General features: G+C 53.8%; 15 protein-coding genes. 2 read left to right on the top strand and 13 right to left on the bottom strand.

Annotation, left to right across the window (positions count from 1 at the left end):
• Positions 1–64 precede the first annotated feature (64 nt).
• Together rfbB and BLV09_RS35990 are read left to right on the top strand one after the other, a co-directional pair.
• Positions 65–1,141 (top strand): dTDP-glucose 4,6-dehydratase, encoded by a 1,077-nt coding sequence (gene rfbB, locus BLV09_RS35995; RefSeq protein ID WP_146690800.1) that lies wholly within the window; start codon positions 65–67, stop codon positions 1,139–1,141.
• Positions 1,142–1,448: 307 nt separating this feature from the next.
• Positions 1,449–2,300, top strand: a complete 852-nt coding sequence (locus tag BLV09_RS35990; protein WP_146690799.1) for a class I SAM-dependent methyltransferase — start codon at positions 1,449–1,451, stop codon at positions 2,298–2,300.
• Positions 2,301–2,379: 79 nt separating this feature from the next.
• Here the strand turns inward: BLV09_RS35990 and BLV09_RS35985 are convergent, their stop codons facing one another.
• The 13 genes from BLV09_RS35985 to BLV09_RS35925 form a co-directional block, all read right to left on the bottom strand.
• A complete protein-coding gene (locus BLV09_RS35985; protein WP_146690798.1) occupies positions 2,380–3,366 on the bottom strand; it encodes a GNAT family N-acetyltransferase in 987 nt (328 codons plus the stop codon).
• A gap of 107 nt (positions 3,367–3,473) precedes the next feature.
• The gene (locus BLV09_RS35980) at positions 3,474–4,229 is read right to left on the bottom strand and encodes a class I SAM-dependent methyltransferase (protein ID WP_146690797.1); all 756 of its coding nucleotides are present in this window, start codon (positions 4,227–4,229) and stop codon (positions 3,474–3,476) included.
• An 81-nt stretch (positions 4,230–4,310) separates the two neighbouring features.
• The gene (locus BLV09_RS35975; RefSeq protein WP_146690796.1) at positions 4,311–6,086 is read right to left on the bottom strand and encodes an asparagine synthase-related protein; all 1,776 of its coding nucleotides are present in this window, start codon (positions 6,084–6,086) and stop codon (positions 4,311–4,313) included.
• A complete protein-coding gene (locus tag BLV09_RS35970) occupies positions 6,083–7,540 on the bottom strand; it encodes an MOP flippase family protein (RefSeq protein ID WP_146690795.1) in 1,458 nt (485 codons plus the stop codon). Before BLV09_RS35970 ends, BLV09_RS35975 begins: the two co-directional genes overlap by 4 nt.
• 112 nt (positions 7,541–7,652) lie before the next feature.
• Entirely contained in the window at positions 7,653–8,804 is a 1,152-nt protein-coding gene (locus tag BLV09_RS35965; protein ID WP_146690794.1) for a DegT/DnrJ/EryC1/StrS family aminotransferase, read from the bottom strand.
• The gene (rfbA, locus tag BLV09_RS35960) at positions 8,801–9,694 is read right to left on the bottom strand and encodes a glucose-1-phosphate thymidylyltransferase RfbA (RefSeq protein ID WP_146690793.1); all 894 of its coding nucleotides are present in this window, start codon (positions 9,692–9,694) and stop codon (positions 8,801–8,803) included. The genes BLV09_RS35965 and rfbA overlap by 4 nt, the downstream gene beginning before the upstream one ends.
• A gap of 80 nt (positions 9,695–9,774) precedes the next feature.
• On the bottom strand, positions 9,775–10,977 hold the full coding sequence (locus BLV09_RS35955; protein WP_146690792.1) for a glycosyltransferase: 1,203 nt from the start codon (positions 10,975–10,977) through the stop codon (positions 9,775–9,777).
• Between the two features lie 198 nt (positions 10,978–11,175).
• Positions 11,176–12,198 (bottom strand): DUF3405 domain-containing protein, encoded by a 1,023-nt coding sequence (locus BLV09_RS35950; RefSeq protein ID WP_167559013.1) that lies wholly within the window; start codon positions 12,196–12,198, stop codon positions 11,176–11,178.
• Between the two features lie 541 nt (positions 12,199–12,739).
• Positions 12,740–13,822 (bottom strand): hypothetical protein, encoded by a 1,083-nt coding sequence (locus BLV09_RS35945; RefSeq protein WP_146690790.1) that lies wholly within the window; start codon positions 13,820–13,822, stop codon positions 12,740–12,742.
• A 145-nt stretch (positions 13,823–13,967) separates the two neighbouring features.
• Positions 13,968–14,897, bottom strand: a complete 930-nt coding sequence (locus BLV09_RS35940; protein ID WP_146690789.1) for a beta-1,6-N-acetylglucosaminyltransferase — start codon at positions 14,895–14,897, stop codon at positions 13,968–13,970.
• Positions 14,898–14,901: 4 nt separating this feature from the next.
• Positions 14,902–16,380, bottom strand: coding sequence for a hypothetical protein (locus tag BLV09_RS35935; RefSeq protein ID WP_146690788.1), 1,479 nt, complete (start codon positions 16,378–16,380; stop codon positions 14,902–14,904).
• Positions 16,381–16,416: 36 nt separating this feature from the next.
• Positions 16,417–18,063, bottom strand: a complete 1,647-nt coding sequence (locus BLV09_RS35930; protein ID WP_167559011.1) for a glycoside hydrolase family 71 protein — start codon at positions 18,061–18,063, stop codon at positions 16,417–16,419.
• Between the two features lie 32 nt (positions 18,064–18,095).
• Positions 18,096–19,223 carry a glycosyltransferase family 4 protein gene (locus tag BLV09_RS35925; RefSeq protein ID WP_146690786.1) on the bottom strand — a complete coding sequence of 376 codons (1,128 nt, stop codon included), beginning with the start codon at positions 19,221–19,223 and terminating at the stop codon, positions 18,096–18,098.
• Positions 19,224–19,230: the final 7 nt, after the last annotated feature.

Genomic DNA, 19,230 nt, shown 5'->3' with positions numbered 1-19,230 from the left:
CTATGGTGAGCACCTCCTTGGATTTTCAAGTTGCTCAGGGCCGAAAGCGCGAGATTTTTCAAAGATGAATTTCAGGGGCTCGACCATTTTCGTAACCGGCGGGGCGGGGTTTATCGGATCCGCCGTAATTCGGCATATGCTCGACGAGACCGAAGCGTTTATCGTCAATATCGACAAGCTAACCTACGCTTCGAACCTCCAATCCATTCCCCAGGCAACGGCCGCGCGCTATCTGTTGGCGAAGCAGGACACTTGCGACGGCCCCGCACTACGCGCGCTGTTCGAGAAACATCAACCCTGCGCGGTGATGCACCTTGCCGCCGAGAGCCACGTCGACCGTTCGATCGACGCCCCCGGCCAATTCATTCAAACCAACATCGTTGGAACGTTTACGCTGCTACAGGAAGCGCTTCGGCATTGGCGCAAACTGGCGGAGCCACTCCGAAAGTCCTTTCGTTTTCTGCACGTCTCAACCGACGAAGTATTCGGCTCGCTGGGACAGGAGGGGATGTTCACGGAAACGAGCCCTTATGCGCCAAACTCGCCATATTCGGCAAGCAAGGCCTCTTCGGATCATCTGGTTCGGGCGTGGTGCGAAACCTACGAACTGCCGACGATCATTACTAACTGCTCGAACAATTATGGGCCCTATCATTTTCCCGAGAAGCTGATCCCGCATATGATCATCAAGGGCCTGGCAGAGGAAAGTCTCCCGGTTTATGGCGATGGCCAGAACGTGCGTGACTGGCTGTATGTGGAAGATCATGCGCGCGCGCTACGGCAGGTTCTCCAGCACGGCCAGATTGGCGAGACCTATAACGTCGGCGGGCGCAACGAGCGCAGCAATCTTGATGTGGTTGAGCTGATCTGCGATCTGCTGGACACCATGCAACCCGCCCCGACGGGTGCCCGGAATCGGCTCATATCGTTTGTTGCGGACCGTCCGGGACATGACCGGCGCTATGCCATCGATGCCTCGAAGCTCGAACGGAAACTCGGTTGGACCGCCAGAGAAACATTCGAGTCCGGTCTCGAGAAGACCGTTAGGTGGTATCTTGCCAATACAGCGTGGTGGCAGGCCATCCTGCAAAATGGCTACGAGACTGGCCGGGTTGGATTGGGCAGTGCAGCCGGGAAGTGACGCTGTCACTTTTGACGCTCCGATATGTCCAACCTTCCGTATCGTACTCCCGGATTGTCGCGCGAGCTTCGTGGGAGTTACCCGATCACCTCGGGCTCTGCGTGATTAACGATACCAACGAGTAGGATCATCCATCGTCGCTAGATTTACGAAATAGAACATACAACTCGCGTCCCTTTCGCTACAATTCCAAGCGAAGCCCCTTTCAAGGTGTTCGAAACAACCTCACCGTAAGATGCTCGTCAAAACTTGATTTCCTTGGCTTTTTTGCTGAATCGCAGCAACCAGATCATTGTGGACCTTGTGCATGTTATCCAAAGTAAAAAACTTCGTTCGGGCTCTCCGCGTGTGGACATATCAGACGGCCAACGAGATCGATCTGGAACTTCTCAAGCGTAGCGTTGAGTTGCAGGAGCGCCAGCTATCACCGATTGACAAGCACGTCTTTCTTAACGGCCTCATCAATAAAAGAGGCCTTTTTCACAGCTCGTATGAAAATTGGCGGGTGAGGCGGTGCAACAAGCTCCTCGAAATATATGGAGTAAATTATTTCAAGGGGAAGAAGATACTTGAGCTCGGTGCGGGTCACGGCGATATCGGCGCTTTTTTTGCTGAATTGGGAGCTAACGTTTTGTGCCTAGATGGGCGAATTCAGAATGTGAATTTTGCAAGCCTCAAGCATCGTAAACTTCCCAATATCCGGTTCGAACAATTCAACCTGGAGCAGGACTTCTCCGGTTTTGGGCGATTTGACCTGATTATCAATTTTGGACTGATCTACCATCTCCGGAATGTCGAGTCGCATCTCAAGTGCTGTTTCTCAGTTGCCGATGACATGGTGCTTGAGACCGTTGTTTGCGATTCTACCGATCCAGAAAAAATCTTCTTTTGCGCCGGCAATCAAGAGATGGATGAAGAGGCACTGGAGGGGACTGGCAGCCGGCCGTCGCCGTTCTACATGGAGCGTATCGCGCGGGAAAATAAGTTCGACGTCGTTCGCTTCTTTACTTCGGACCTGAATTCCGGTCAGGAAAATCCGACGGAGTATCAGTTTCGCTATGACTGGGAACACAAGAATGATGATAGCTACAGCGCCCATTTTGCGGGACCAGACCTGAGGAGATTCTGGCGGTTCAAAAAAGCGAATGCCGCCAGTTGAAAGCCATCGACAAATAGATGGTCGGAAGAATTTCGATGCCGTTTCACGCCAGCAGTGGCTTCATGGCTACGCAAAATAGCTAGCCAAGAAGCTTGACCTTCAGCCGCTGCGCCTTCAGAACGGCGCGCGTTACACGGGACCGGTGGGTAAACAGCGGCGCGGGCGTCGACACCGATCCAAGGCGTCGTTTGAAGTCACTGACGTTCTCGTGGCCGCCGCTCGTTCCCAGATCAAACCAACGGAAACCCTGTTCTGAATACTCAGCGATAGACTCAAACAAAAGAAGATTGACCGGCCGGAACTTGAATGTCGCCTCGAGGACCGACAAGTGCCAACCGATCACGATTTCCCGCGACACGAAGTTGACTGCCCCAGCTATAACTCGATCATCATGCTCGGCCAGCCAAAGGTGAACGTGCCCGCTGTCGCTGGCGCGAAGCAGTTCGAAAAGCTCGAACGTGTATCTTGAGGTTGCCTTTTCACCCCATCGCCGAAGACTATCCTCATAGACTTCGAAATAAGCTCTCCAATCCGAAACGCTGGCCCCGCGCCTGATCCTGACATTGGCCCGCCTGGCCTGATTTACCGCATCGCGCGCGCCTCTCGCCCAGGAGCGCAAAAGATTGTCTCTTGAGCCATCGAGCTCGATCAAGAAGGTGTCGGCGGGTTCATTGAAAATCGACTGGATATTTTCAGCGTTGGGGTCATGTGGATTCAAGCGCCAGTAAAGTCCAGACAGGCTCCGTAGATATTTGATGAGCGCCTGTGCATGTCCGGGCGACAGCTCATCCCGTGATATCCATCCGCCGGCGGTTCCAGCCGGTGAACTATGAAATATCGACACCAGATTTTTGCACTGCCGCTCAAGAGAAAGCGGCAACAATGCCTCCCGCCCATCGTCAAATACGACAAGGCGACCGTCGGGGCGAAATTTTCCATCCGTGTACTTGTGCCAAATCTCGGCCCATTCCCGGCTATGGAAGAACGTTGCGTGTCGGCATTCACTCCAGATCGTATCCCACTCACTGTCAGCGGCGGTACGAATATTAACGATCTCAGGTGTCATGACGGTTATCTAAATCCATAAAGGTACTGCGGTGATAGCTTGCGAATACCTCCTACAACTTTTGACGTGGATGGAAGTCAATGTAGGAAATCCCCTCTAAAACAAACCTAATTCACAGCCGTTGCCGATATAAGTATATCGAAGTAAGGCACCGATCGAAAATATGCCTCACCGCGCCACCTCGTGCCGTGATACTCGATCGCCGTAGCTATCGGCACCACGATGCGCTTGGCGATCGTGCTGCGCTTTGCGACAGAAAAAAGCCGATGAGTAGCCCTCGAAAACTCCGACGAACGAATGCGCTTAATCTGGTCGACCCGAAAATGAGGAGATAGAGCCCTGACATAATCGTCTGGCGTTGTCGTGCGTGACACTGTGCCTGAGCGCTGTCCGCTCAGTGAACCTTGCTCAATCATTATCAACCGGCCACCGCGACGAATAACCCGCCGTAACTCGTCAACAAATGACGCATTGTCCGGGCCGCCGACCACATACTGGTAGACCATCACGGTGAGGATCAGGTCGAACTCGGCTTCATCAAACGGCATCGGCCTCTCTGCCAAGTGCACAAATTTGGCAGAAGTCTTCTCGTTCGCGGCCTTGGCCGTTTCAATCATCTTCCGGGAAATATCCGCACCGGTATAATCCAAACCCCGCGTGCATACGCGTTGCGCCATACGACCTACCCCACATCCGACGTCGAGAAGTCTTCCAGATCGCGGGAGCTGGCGCCTTAGGGCTTGCCAATGGATTTGATCAATCAGCCGATTCTTGATCCCGTCGACGTCATTCGGGTCGATCGCAGAGCGCAGGGAACTACCAAACCCCGCTGCACCGTCCCAATCAATTTGTCCGCGATCCATGTTATTCCTTGTCCATTAGGCCGACCAATCTCTCGCTGCCCATACATGCGGGCCACCGCTCGCAGCTTTTTCACCAAACGCCTAAACTGGCCGCATTTTCTTTTCAAACGCTTGTTGAAGCCAGATCTCAAACGTCGCGTATCTGCAAAGCTTCTGAGAATTATTCTTTCCCGCCAAATGATTATCCCAGCATGATTTAACCGTCTCTCGGGGCAAATATGCTGGATAGAGCGCTTCAGGATTGCTGAACAATTTATCAAAAAACGAGCGAGCCGGCTCATTCCTGATCCACTCGTCATAATCTGAAAAACCGTGCAAATGATATGGATTCGCCACCAGCCCCCCTGTCAAAACAGAGAGCTTGCGCCGAACCCGTTTTCCATAATGGATCAGTTTTGTGAGCTTGTCCGGATAACCGATCGGAACTCCCGTTTTCTGCCAGGGGATCGATCCAAAGTATTCGGGAAATCTGCTGAGCAGCATCCTGCGATAGATGCGACTACCATAGCGAAGAGTATCTGGTAACGAATAAACAAACTCGATGAGTCTGTTGTCGTAAAAAGGCATTCGGCTAGGCAATCCTAATGGCGTCGAAAGTGCCACGGCGCCGTACAAAAATCTTCGAACTCTGTTCTGGAGAAAATAATAGTCCAATTTATTTAGTGACGAATATTGGTTGCCGATCTCAAGTCGACTGGGGTTACATCCCATAAATTTCGCAGCACGCTCTGCGGTGATCTGACAGTCGAGCGCGTCCCCGCGGAGATAGCTCCCTCCAATAGTACTGTCTCCGCCAAATCCGGTCATATTAACATCAAAATGACCGTGGATGAGCGGCACGGCCTCGATACCATGCATGTGCATGAGGTCGTGTTGACCATCGCTTAGCCAGACAGCTTCGACCCGTGGCGACAGCCAATTCCTGTCATCCAGCGCAAATTGGTGGCTCACCGCGCCCCGCACGCTTGCCGCCCGTGCCGCAAGTATTCGGTCCAGGCAACCATCAACCCCAAAGGTCATCACGTGAACGGGGTCGCTATCGTTCGGCATAGCGGCGAGGATTGCCCGCGAATCGAGTCCCCCGCTCAGGAATAATCCAGCGTTCTCATTCGGCCGAACGCGCCGTTCGACGGCCTCGGCAAAGCGATTTCCCAACTCTTCCGCAATCTCGCTCTCGTTGATGCGGTCACTGAAGGGCTTGATCCTATCCCACCACCAATATCGCTGCAGTGTGATGCCCTGGCCGCGAATATCCCAGGTCAGCAGCGAAGCCGACGGAAGAAGCGTGACACCCTCGAACCAGCTTCGGTCTTCCGTCATGTAACCGATTTCGATGAAATCGTGGAGCGCGGAATGATCTATTCGAGGCGTAAAGCCTGGCGCCTCCAAAAACGCGCGCAACTTCGAGGCCCATACCACGCCCCCGTTTGTCGAGCGCCAAATGTACAATTGGCGAAGCCCGTACCGGTCATTAACGAGATGCAGTTCTTTGCGGGCGCGATCATAAATGACAACGGCGAAGACCCCATCGATCGCTTTGAAAACTTCGAGGCCATCTCTCCGGTAAAGGCCGGCGATAACTGACGCTGCGTTTGCCTCCGGATCCAATCCTTTTAGAGAAGTTCCGAAATCGAATATGTCGCCATCAAGCCAGACCGCAACATCCTCGCCAATATACGCCGCGCATTCAGTCGACACATTCGGACGATCAAAAGCGCAGACAATGTGCTCGTCCCGATGCAGATCGACCACGTCGCTTTTCGATTCGCCCGCGATAAGATTCCACATGGCGTTGAGCTTGCGGACATCTTCCTCGCTGCCGCCATTAGCGACTGTAAACCCGACAACACCCGTCATCTACTTTGCTGCTCAAATCTGACTAAGTTGATCATATTCCGGACGTAAGATTGTTCCGAAACCAGAATGCAAAGAGAGTAAACAACCGCCCCGATAAACACGAGCAATGCCGCGGAGAGCAGGCTGACACCGATCTTTGGTTCAATCACATACCAGCTAAACCGAACGATAATGCCCATCACCAGCGCCGAAACCGTACAGCTGGCAATCGCGCCCAAATAAGTTCTCCAGGTCAAACCAAGCAGATAGTTAATCAGAACCTGACCCAAGATGAAGTTTATAAACCCCATGATCAAGTAAGCCACAGCAATAGCCGTGGTACCAGACTTAACAAAAATCGAGAAAACGATCAGGTACTCAACGGCCACATAAACATTTAGCCAGAAACTGAGATTCGCTCGGCCCTTCGCGAGCAAAATCGAGCCGCTTGGGTTTGCAAACGTCTTCAAGATGCCCACAGGAGCCAGGATCTCGACCAATTGAATGGCGGCGCTCCAGCGATCTCCAAGCAATACCGGCACAAAAACAGGCGCGCCCGCGGCCACGCCAACAAGTATCGGGCACGAGACAAGGGCAAGGAACTTTGAAATCTCGAGATAGCCGGTTCTCAGGACGGCGGGATCGTTTTGCCTCTTTGCAAAAATCGGAAACGCGACCCGGGTGAGAATTGGATTTATCCGCAGCACCGGCGCAACGATCAATTGATAGGCTAGTGTGTAAGGGCCCAACACCACGGGCCCGAGTACACGGCCTATCAAAAGATAATCGACATTGGAGGAGAACATATTTGCGCAGCGTTCACCTATTTGATAAGCGCCGAAGCTCGCATACTCCTTGAGATCCCTCAGCCGGTAATGCAGGCTTGGGGCCCATTTCTTCCATCCCACAACAGCGAGAAGCACAGAGTCCACCGCGCCGCTCAGCAACTGGCCGAAAATCAACGCGTAGATGCCATAGCCAAGCAGCGCCAGCCCAATGGTAGCGATTGTACCGGCCACCGCCGCGGCGATTTCTATCGCTGCGATCTCGCGAAACCGAAGGTCTCGCTGCAGGAGACTCTTAAATTGCTGGCCTACAGGCCCTATCAAAAAGTAAACGGCCGTCCAGGGCAGCAGGGAATTAATACGCGGCTCGCGGTAGAATTGAGCCGCGAGCGGGGTCGCGGCGATCAGCACACCGAAAATGATCAGGCCGGTAAGCCAGGTCGTCCAGTATAAGGACGAGACCTGCTCTTTCGTGGTTTCCTGACGGTATATGATGGCATCGCTGAACCCCGTGTCCGCAAATGTTCCGGCGAACCCCATCGGGACCATTATCATGGCCATCAGGCCGAAATCCTCGGGCGACAGCAGGCGTGCAACTATGACAAGACGCAAAGACTGCAAGGCAGACACCGCGACCCCTGAGGCGCCTGTCCATTTTACTCCTTTTGTCGCTGCTCGTCTGAGAGACACGAATTGTACCTGTTAGATATGAATGGCTCCTCCACCCCTCGGACAATAATCGCTCCTGCTTGGAGCAATCGAAGTTCAGGTCTGCAGGTCGACGGCTAGCTCTTATATGCGCTCATTTTCCGAGAACGGTTTTGACCGCTTCGATCACATCTTCCACGTCAGCGTCCGTCAGCTTGGGCGACAGAGGCAAGCTCACGGTCTGACGGCCAATGCGGGTGGCATTCGGATAATCATCTGGTTTCCATCCGTAATTTTCCTGGTAATAGGGATGTTCCGGGATGCTCAGATAATGAACTCCGACGCCGATGTTGTTGGCGGTCATCGCATTCAAGAAGCCGTCGCGTGAAATCCCGGCGCGGGCCTCATCCACCAGCACCGTGTAGAGATGATATGCGTGACGGGTGTCGGGCTCTGCGTTCGCGGGCAGACCCAATGGCAAATTCGCGAAGGCATTTTGATAGCGATGCCAGATCTCTTCGCGTCGTCGCCAAAATGGTTCGACCTTTCGGAGCTGCTCGACGCCGATCACAGCCTGCATATCCATCATGTTATACTTGTAACCCGCCTCGGTCACCTGATAGTGCCGATATCCCTCGTTGCCAAAACGCTTCCAGGCATCACGGCTCATTCCGTGCAGGCTCAATGTTTTTACGCGCGCATGGTCATCCTCCTTGCGCGCCAGCACCATCCCCCCCTCACCCGTCGCGACGTTCTTGGTTATATAAAAACTGAAACAGCCAAAGTCACCGAACGTGCCTACCTTCTGGCCGTGGTACTCGGTCTCGATCGCATGGGCACAGTCTTCAATGATTTTGAGTCCGTGCCGGCTGGCAATCGAACAGAGCGCATCCATGTTGGCGGGACGGCCGGCGAAATGCACGGGGACAATTGCCTTGGTTCGGGACGTGATTTTTTCCTGCACACGCGCCGGATCGATATTGAATGTCCTGGGATCAACGTCCGCCAGGACCGGCGTTGCGCCAGCATGAATGATCACGTTTACTGTGGCGCAGAACGTCATCGGCGTGGTGATGACCTCATCACCCGGCCCTATGCCCGCGGCAAGTATGCTGAGATGCATCGCCGCGGTACACGAATTCACGGCAGCAGCCTGCTGGACTCCCTTGTACGCCGCAAAGTCTTTCTCGAACTGCGCTACCTTTGGGCCGGTCCCCAGCCACCCCGATTCCATGACCGACCGAACCCCGTCGATCTCGTCCTGCTCGATTTTCGGCGAACCGAATATAAGAAGTTTGTCCCTCATTCGCTGAAGTACCTTTTTTCCGCGAGAACCAGCTTTGTCAGGTAGCGTCCGTAGTCCGTGGAAAGCATCGGCTTGGCAAGACGCAGCAGCTGTTCCTCGTCGATAAGACCGCGTCGGTAGGCGATTTCCTCAGGTGAAGCAATCTTCAGCCCCTGGCGCCGTTCGATGCTCGCGACGAAATTGGACGCTTCCAGCAGCGCGTCGTGCGTTCCTGTGTCCAGCCAGGCGATGCCCCGCCCCAATGTCACGACGCGCAAATTGCCTTCCGACAGGTACCATTGATTTATCGCGGTGATCTCCAGCTCGCCTCGGGCGGAGGGCCTGGTGTTCCGCGCGACATCGCAAACGCGCGAGTCGTAGGAATACAGCCCGGTTATCGCGTATGACGATCTGGGGATCGCGGGCTTTTCCTCCAGGCTGACAACCGTTCCTTTGGCATCGAATTCCACGACACCATATCGTTCCGGATCGGTGACATAGTAGGCAAAAATCAGTGCGCTGTGCTCAATATCAATCGCGCCCTGCAGTATCCGTCCAAGTCCCTCGCCATAAAAGATGTTGTCACCGAGCACGAGAACGACGGGACTTTGGCCGATGAAGGATTCACCAATGATAAAGGCCTCGGCGATGCCCTTTGGCTCCGCCTGAACCGCATAACTTATGTTCAATCCCCATTGCGTTCCGTCACCCAGCAGATTCGCGAACAGCGCCTGTTCGTCCGGCCGCGTGATCACCAGAATCTTCGTGATGCCAGCCAGCATGAGCGTGCTGAGCGGGTAATAGATCATTGGCTTGTCATATATCGGCAGGAGCTGCTTGCTGATGCTGCTGGTCGCGGGATAAAGGCGCGTCCCGCTGCCTCCGGCAAGAATGATGCCTTTCGTCGTCATTTCATGATCCCAAGCCGTTCACAATCCAAAGTCGTCCGCCATCAAGACAGGCGCCGTTGAGAATTAATACATTCAACATATTAACCATTATCCGTTTTCGGTTGCGAGCTAATCACCTCGCGATAGATCTGGGCAAGGTGCCCGCCCTGTTTAATGATTTCATAGTTATTCTCGACATGGGCACGGGCCCGATCGAGCATTGGCCGCCAGCTGCCTGGATTCTCGACGAGCTTGAGCAGTAGATCGGCCAAGGCGTCCGCATCCCGCTCGGGCGCCAACATCGCGTTATCGCTACCTCCCACCGCGTAGGGAATGTCGCAGTGCGTTGTTGATACAATCGGCATGCCGCTTGCGGCCATCTCGGCAATAGCAACGGGAGCACCACCTTCGGTATCGCCATCTGCGGCCCGGACGCTGGGCGAAACAAAAACGTGACAACGGTAGGCCAGTTCGATGAGGGATCCGTACGGAATCATGCCATGGCTGACGACACGGTCGGCGAGGCCACCGCGTTCGATCGCTTCCGTGATGCGTAATTTCTCAGCCTGGCTCGCAGCGTTCTCGTAGGCATCTCCAACCAGATGAATCTCGAGCGGTATGCGGGATGCAATGCGCGCAAGCGCGTCGATGGCATACGGCATTCCCTTCTTCTCGACAAACCGACCGGCGATGAGCACCCTTAACGGCTCCTGCCTTGCCCATGTGCGCGGCCGATACGGAAAGCGATCGAGCGCAATACCGAGCCGAAACAGCCGCATCTGCTCTCGGCGCGCGCCATGGGCGATGATCTGCTCCATCATGTGCGGGCCTTCACAAAGCACCGCAGACGCCTGATCGAACATTTCGCGATAACGGCGACGCCACCTGTCTTCTCGATCCGGCAAATTCACATCGTAACCGTAGAAGCTAACGATGTGGGGAACGCGCAATCGCCGTGCTATCGCGACACTCTCCCAGCCACTTTGACCGAAATGGCTGTGCATAATATGAGGCGAGATGCTGCGCAGTACATCGGCGCGCGCATAGCGACGCACGAACTTGCCGAGCCCCCGCCTGAATGCAAGGGAACGAAGCCATCGGCTGGTCATCGTTACATGGATGGAATCGACTGGAAACTTGTCCAGGTTCAAGGCTCTCTCGCACACGACGCGATTCTTCACCCCATCAGGCAAGTGCGTCAGCAGGCTATGGAGCCAATTCTCACTGAGAGGAAGCCAATCTTCGCGCATATGGGCGACCGTTATCTCGGATGGGCGGTCGCTGCTCGCTAGTTCGGTGGTCATAAGCCCCTTCTATCCGACTTTGATCCAGGACTGATGCCCGGCAAATTGCGCAATGTAACGAACACGAACCGCGTTAATTTCAGTGCTGATCATATACCTGATTTACGTTACCGCGGCGACGCCATCCGGTGCTGGATGCACTAGCCGCCCTTATTCTAGGCCATAAACAGGCTGGCAACGCGCGTTGCAAAGATGGGATTAACCGACATCAGTCGATTCCTTGATCGATTTTTCCGTCTTATGTGGAAGCGGCCAAAGCGAGAGTAAATTATAGTAAAGAGAAATCGCACAACGAACCGGAAGCTCGCGGAGGTATTGATGCTTCACGAATTCGACCACCCCTTTTTTTTGCTCAGCAGAGCCAGCTTTTACTGGATGAAAAATGGTATTTCTTCGCACGAGAGGTAATTGAAGCGGCGGCCTGTGACGGTGTGTTCCGGCGTTCAGCGATACGCCGGCATCAGACGAGAAGCTGCTGTAGAAACGGTGACGTCTGTCCTGCGGTGTCCACCTGCCGGATCCGCCGAGATCAGAAATTGAAAGGGAAGCGGCCCGGATGATGCAGGGAATGAGCCCTTCAAAATGACCTGACCATCCCAACTTTACATGCTCATCCACACTGCGAAGGCCGTCGTTCGAAATCCGATAGACCGGGAAAAACGCCCTTAACCATTCTGCCTGAGACAGAGAACAGCCTGGAAGCTCGAGTGTCTCCCACCACGGCCATGCGGGCTCCTCTTCCAGGCTGCGAACATGCGCGGCTAAAAGATCAGCGGGATCATTCTCTACCGCAGCCAGCAGCGTGGCCCAATCTCCCGTAAAGACGACGTCATATTCAATAAACCAGTAGTAGTCGAACCCAGGATGATGCCGATAAAAATCAAGCTGGGCCAGGTGTACATTCCCGGGAATGATCTTGTCGCCGTTAACGCGGACCGCTCCAGAGCGGAGGCTGTCATAGTCGAAAAAATAGGTTTCATCCAGATATTGATGAGGAACTGAAGTGCCCAACGGCGCGAAGATAAAGATCTGCGCCCGACTGCCCAACTCTTCCTTCAGCTTTCGATAACGAAGCTCAATTGCAGGATTAAACACATGAGTAAAAAAAGCGACGGCCTGCTTATCTGTGCCGCTTCGAAGTCCGCGCGCCGGATGCCCTGCCCGCGCGATTGGGGACACGTCCTTTTCGTGCCCGGACACGCTCTCGCTGTTCAGATTCACAGCGAAATGACCTTGCCCAAAGCTGCCGCGCTCCCTCTTCGGGAGCTCATGCATAGACGCCGTACCTTGCTAACGACAGGGCTTGAATACGGTATCGCTTTTCTTGGCATGATCACTTCACACATCAGATATCTTGCGGCCATTCCATGAAATCTTGGGGCCGATAAGTTGTAAATACGGCTCAATTGTAGGTTCTCACCCCGAAACTACCTACTGAAAAATTCCCGCGGCTGAAGCAACCCTGATGGCACTCAACCGTCGCTTCGAGCATTGGCGCGGCTGCTGATTACGAGGCGGCTTTGCGCAGCGAAACTATCGCCTCCACTTAAAGTAGCGCACATTCAGGCCGTTACAACGCACAGCTTAACCGCCTTGGCTAATGGAACCAGAAACTCAAGACCCCGCGCCAGATTCGGCAAACACCAGAATTATGCAGGGACGGAGCGATAATAAAAACCCTCAATCGATCCTCTGGTTTGGGCGATATGTCGCTGTCAAAAGACACGAGACCGAAAGGTCCTAGCCAATCGCCACCGGAATACTACCGCGAAGTTCCACTTTTGTTCCAAATGGATACACCCGCCCGCAACCGCTTCGTCGTGTCGAGCGAATATAACCTCTGTAAGAGCTTTGCCGAAATATCGCGTACCAGTTTACTTGCACTCCGGCGAGGAAGACCCATCGTCAACCCGTAAACGTCCGGACGAAAACCCAGGGCGGCGGGGTCGCGATAATTATGCCGGCCAGTCACGAGCTTGCGAAACAGACGTCGGAAGCCAAACATTTTCTCAGATGGAAGATGCCAAATGGTGAGGTCGACATCCGAAGCCTCAACGTTGTTGCGCTTAAAGGTCGTCCAAATGCGTTTAATAAAGGAGTTGGCGGTTCCAACTTCGTATTCATTCATCGCATACAGAATACTCAACAAATGCGCTTCCTCTTTTGGCGTGTCTTTTTCATCGGCGAGAACATGCGCCCAGACGCGATCGATTTGTCCCGCCAGCCGCTTTGTTTCGTCACGAGTTGCTGCAAAGATTTCGCCACCACAATAGGGAATCGAATCTCGGGGCTTACCTCCCACGCTGCCAAGAAAACGAGCCATGCCTTGCCGCGATAATCCGTTGATTGGTTCGGCCTCTGGATGTTCCCGGTCGTCAATAAGATAAGTCAACACGCCATGTTGACCGATCGCCTTTGCAAGCTCAGTCACAGGTCGCACCCAAACGCAGTCACTATCGAGGACCAGATAACATTCGTTTTCACAAAATTCCGCCAGATATTTGATTATATCAAAGATGTAGAATTGATTGCCCCACGCTTCCACTCTTCCGCGCGGCAAACGATAGCTGATCGGAAGATAGACAACCCTCACCTGCCATTGATCAAACGCCTGAGCCACGTCGACGCCGTCCACAATCGGTAATTTTGAATTTGTAAACAAGACATGGGTATTGCGTGGGTTCACGGCTATGCTGCTTGCGAAAAAGCAGAGTATGCAGCGCCAGTAAATTGCCTTGGCTTCTGTTGTTTCCGATGACCCCCCGATCTGGGGAAAAAAGGACGCATGCTCTGGATCATCCGAGACGAACCAGGTGGTGATAACGGCATCAAGCTCGTTAGACACAATTCATTGCCTTTCCTTTTTTCACCTGGCACGGATTCCTAATTTCGGGAGGCGAATTTGCGACCGATCCCGGCCATCCTGATTCGAAATAAACCCAACACCCCGAAAGCAATTCACTCCGAGTTCGATTTACATCAACCGTCGACTAAAATGTTACTGTCGAACTCTCTCGAGAATTGAGAAGCTTCTGATCGATCGCGTCAGCAAGTTGATCGGATACTCCGGTCGCCAACTTGCGAACGAAGAATGCGTCGCTCGCCATCACTTCAGGCAGGTCGGAATATTGAAATATCTTGGACGCAGCCCGTTGAACGATGTGCAGATTTCCGAGGCGCGAAAGGTCTTGCGTATACGGCTCCGGCGAAGTGGCATATTCCGAGTTACCAAGCACGGTATGAAAATACACCTCGTCAGGCGCCCAGCAGTGGCGCATGTAAGCAAGGAGTTCGGGGGCAGCTTTCGAACGCTCGAGTGCATAATTCGCTGCAGCCGGCGTCAGCGCCCACCATTGGCTTCCAAAGTATGGAACGAGATCAGGAAAATACTGTTTAAATCCGTCATCCACAGACCGACCTGCCAAATATGCAATCTTACGGACAGCTCTGCTGGCGGCGCCAACTAGCGTTTCGTTGCGGATCTTGCTATCCAGCGGCCGACGAAAGTGCCAGCGCGATATTCGACGCAATGCACTTTCTGGGCCTTCCAAAAGATTCACGTATCTTATTTCGTTTTGATTTGGCCGCGCGAGAAAGTGCTCGCGCAATCGCTCTACCGGCCTTATCGGATAGCAGGCGCCGGAAAGCAAAACCAAGCGCAGATAGCCATCCGAGAAGGCAAGTGCGCTCTCGATGAGCGACAGCGTTGCGTGCACGATTGAAACGTCTGCCCATTGCACGGCGGTACGGGGCTGAACAAGCCGCACATTTGAAGGGAGCGAAACTGCAAAGAAGTCATCTGGAGTCTTACGATCAACGTGAAGGAAGATGTCGTCATACGGGCCTATTGAAGCGCATAACCGCACAAGATGATGCGGATCGCCATGAGCCAAGACCAAGAACGCGATTTTCGTCGCCATTTAATCAGTCACCCCCGAGACGCGCTGATTTAACTGGTGAATGGGAATACTTAGTTCGTGTTCGCAACGTCGAGGCGTGACGCTCAGGGGTTGAAGCGAGAGAGCGCGGTATCCCAAAGCGGCTCCTAATTAAAAACAATGGAATCGCCGCAGCTACACAGTAACTCGCGAGAGCGCTGACACCGACGGTTAGCGTTCCACGCAGAATTATCAATACGAGGCCGGCGAATACGCAACGGAACAAGAACAACCACGAATCAAATTTTTCCCGAGAGAATTCGATAACTCCGGAAACAAGCCACCAATAAAGGACACCTATGCCCAAGGCGCCCAACCATCCGAATGCATAGTACCCCTCGGCCATTAGCGGCGTTGAAAGATTGTCTGTCCGCACGTCAGAAAAGTGCGACATCATATCGTAAATTACCCAGGACGTTGGTGGCGGCTTTCCCGGCCACAAGGCTCGTGGCACAAAGAACAGCACCGCACCGACAATATTTGACCCCCACGAAATCCCGTCATTCTCCACGGTCAGTACCGTATAGCAGGACATCGAAAATGCGTCGTAGTCCATTGCAAGAAGCGTTTCACCAACCAGCTTATTTTCATCCGAAGAAAATGAACTCTGGTCGGTCGGATCACTGTGCCGAAACGACTGAAAAGCCGGACCAAGCAAGACACCCGCAATCAACAGAACTACCAATGCCTTGGTCTTTTTTCCATAAAACATGTAGTCGATCAAAAAGAACGCCAGGCCTGCCAGTTGATATCGCGGCTGGATTACAGGGTTGTTCGGGACCGCAGCCATCACGCAGGCGCCGGAAAATAATATGGTCCATATCGCATTGCGACTAGCGATCGAAGCCCGCAGTCCGATGATCGCCGCGAATAGTGGGGTCGACAGCAGAAAAGTCGTTGCCAACATCGCCGTTGGTGCGTCGCCAAAAATGCTCAGCGTTTCGTCATAAAAATCAGTACGACTTGTGAAAAGAACGTTTCTGAACAGCACGATCGCAGTAGCCGAGGCGAAGATCGTTGTCGCAAATACCAGGAAGTAATTTATGCCCGAGGGGGGGACTGATCTTCTGGCCGGTGTTTTGGCTTCATTCTCAGGCGTCTTAAGCCGATACGTGTAGAAAATCCCGATAGACGTAAACACCAGCGCGTTCGCAGCAGCCCACAAAGCTAAATGGCCAACTCCGAAAATTGTGGCATTGTAAGCCCCGAACTGAACAATCGGAGCGGCGGACATAAACAGAAAACAAAAGAAGAAGGAGATAAAGTGAATAGAGGCCTCTCGTCGCACCGACAGCAATTGCCCCCAAATTGAAAGGCCGCCATTGATAAAGCACAGTAGAAATTCCACCGGATAGTCATAGATTGCATTCGTCGCTTGACCAAATACGACGAGCAGAAAGGCCGTAAGCCCGAGTCCATAGACCAGGGTGATCCAGTCAAGTCGTTTTCCAGGCCGGCCTTGCATCGGAATATTTGATCTCGATCTTTTAAGAAGCACTGGTCACCACCGAATCGCGTCGGTAAAACACGTCCCACCCGACGAGGCGCTGCCGCTCCAGTAGGTAAGGTCAGCATACCCACCCGGCAGGTCAGATTCTCCAACGATCGGCGTCGTCCCTTCAAAGGAAATCACGGTATGGTTGTCGCGCAAGAGTGAAAAGTGCGGCGTTCCGGCGCCCAGCGGCACGGAAAACGACTGTATGCCGGCATCGACTTCCTTTGTATAATTTTTGTCGCCGATTGATATCTCGAGCGTGCCTGGCGTTTTCAGGAATCCCAGCACTTCAATGATGTCCCGTCCGAACGGCCAGAAAACCGCGTTCTTCACTTGCTGCCCGGCCTTTGGAGCCGTGGCGCCGAGCGATTGCCTGCGATAGAAATAATAGAGAACATCGTGGGTAATCGACGGCGCTTTTCCGGTCAGGAACCAGCTCGCATAAAAGCCGGTCAAGTTGAAATAGCCGGTACCTGATGAGCCCGATCGGTCCGTATAGGGCAAGACTTGCGTCGACTCACTGAAATCATTCCACGTCGTGAGCTGTATCCAGTCCGCACCGCCTCCAATGGCGCCAAGCCACGAATTACGATAGGCTAGGCTACCCTGAGCTTCCCAGTAGCGATATTCCTTCGGGCGATAACCCTGGCCACTGATACCGGCCATGAATAATTTTCCTTCCGCATGAGCGGCCAAGGCGCCAGTCTTGATTGTGGCTCCCTCTCGCGGAAGAGGCGTACCGAAGGTACCAAAGCCATCACTTACGGCCTTATACTTCGCAATATACTTCTGGTTCAGAAACGTTGGCACGAATGCGATCTTGAGCTCATCCTGCGCCAATTGCGATTTCAGGGCGCCCCACGCTTCAGGCGAAACGGATTCTGACAGGAACGGCGCGATCACCAAACGTCCGTCCGAGAAATGCAAAAGTCCCGGCTGGTCATACAAGGTCTTGATAATCGTTATCAGATTATCCGTGTTGGGCCCCAACGATGCCATGTCAGGCATTAAAACGATTTGAAAACGAGGATCGACCTCGGATGCAGCCTTCAGCATATTGGGTAGATATGATCCCGGCTGGATGTCACCGAGAGCCAAAATATCAAACGTGAAGCCCGTAATGCCGCGCGAAAGCGCGAGCCTGATTTCCCTCTTGAGGTTTTCGATGACGTACTCCGAGTTCGGCCCCACCGGCACCGGAAAGGGACGGCTGCGCAAAAAGCCACCTTCAGCACGCCATTTGCCGCGCTCGCCTTCAGGGTTCAGATATTCGGTCGCATAGTAATCAACACTCGCTTCCTTATTATCCAAGGACAATGGAAAGCGGTTGAAATAATGGGCAAAAACCTTTTTGGGCGCGGAGAAAAGAGAATCCCTGTCTGGCATGTCAATGGGCAGGCAGGCGTCGGCGGAAGGCGCAGAGGGTGTGAGAGCGGCATCGGCCGCTCGCGCGTCCGCTGCAGCAAATGTGAGACAAATGGCGACGGCCAGGCCCTGACATCCTGTTAACGCCAGCAAATCTTTCGCAACCGCCGGAAAAATGACGATGCGCCGAGCTCCTTCGATGCGGTATCGGACGAATTCCTGCGCCGCCGTACGAAAACGGGGCGGCCCGCAGACCGAGCGAGCCAAGGCCGCCAGCATTTCTTGCATCGGCGAACGCGGGAAACTCTGACGATTAATTATCATTGCGATTCATGATTGAGGGCCACAACTTGCTCTGGCGTTGCTTCGAAGAGGCTGGCAACCCGCTCCTGGCTGGTACGCCGCTCGTCTTCGAACTGACTCAACGCTGCGTTCTTTTCGGTCGCGAGACAGTCTGGGTCCTGGCAGTAACCCTCGAGGATCTTCAACACTTCTGAAACAATATCCCCACCCTCGGGAAACACGTGTCCGCCTCCGGCCACCTGGGCACGAATACATCCCCTGTCATAGGAAATGACAGGGATGCCCTGCGCCATAGCCTCGAACAGTACGGTTGGTTGCGCCTCGTTCAGATAGCTCGTCAGAAAAACGAAAACATCAACATCTTTGAAAAAGCGCGCTTTCTCTCCGTCATAGACGGGGCCACGATAGTCCAGATACTCCCCCAACTCCAGTTTCGCCGCTTCGAGCGCGATCTTGTCTGTGTTTCGGGCAACTGGTCCGGCGAGCACCCCGTGGATTGGCAGCGAGCGCTGCTTTGCAACACGGACAATCTGCAGGAATTCATAGAGACCCTTGTCCGCCGTGAGGTTGCTCAGCAAGCCAATCGTGATTTCCCTGGTTTTCAGGGACGGGGCTTGCAACGCCGCGGCGTCTACGAACGCAGCGTTGGACACAACCAGCGAATTGATCGCCTGCCCGTACCGATTTGCCAGATCCTGCGCCATTCCGGAGGAAAGGAATATATGAACCGCCTTTGCACCCGAGCGAGCGAGCAGCAGCTTCATCAGCGGCTGCCACCGAACGATATAACTGAAACTATGGTGATGAATGTAGATGCGGACACGGAACAGGCGAGCCCAACTCGCTATCATGACCGAGTAGATCAGCCCATGTCCGCCCTCAGCCGTGAAATAGCAGACGCGCGATCTGCCCGAAAGTGCGTTCCAGGCGATTGAAACCAGGGCTCGAGATATCTTTGCGATCCTCGCCGCATGAAAGAATATCGATCGATTGCCGGCTGGACCGGTGGTGTTAATGGTCGCCACATCATAGCCCGCGCGCGAAAGCGCCGACCCAAGGCGCTGGGTAATGAATGTCAGGCCGTTTACCGGCGGAGGAAACTGCCCGATAAAGATGACTCTGGAAAAACCATTCGTTCGTTTCACGAGCAAT

The organism is Bradyrhizobium canariense (assembly GCF_900105125.1).
GTDB lineage: Bacteria > Pseudomonadota > Alphaproteobacteria > Rhizobiales > Xanthobacteraceae > Bradyrhizobium > Bradyrhizobium canariense_A.
The sequence above is the reverse complement of the archived record's forward strand: the minus strand, read 5'-3'. Positions and strand labels throughout refer to the sequence as shown.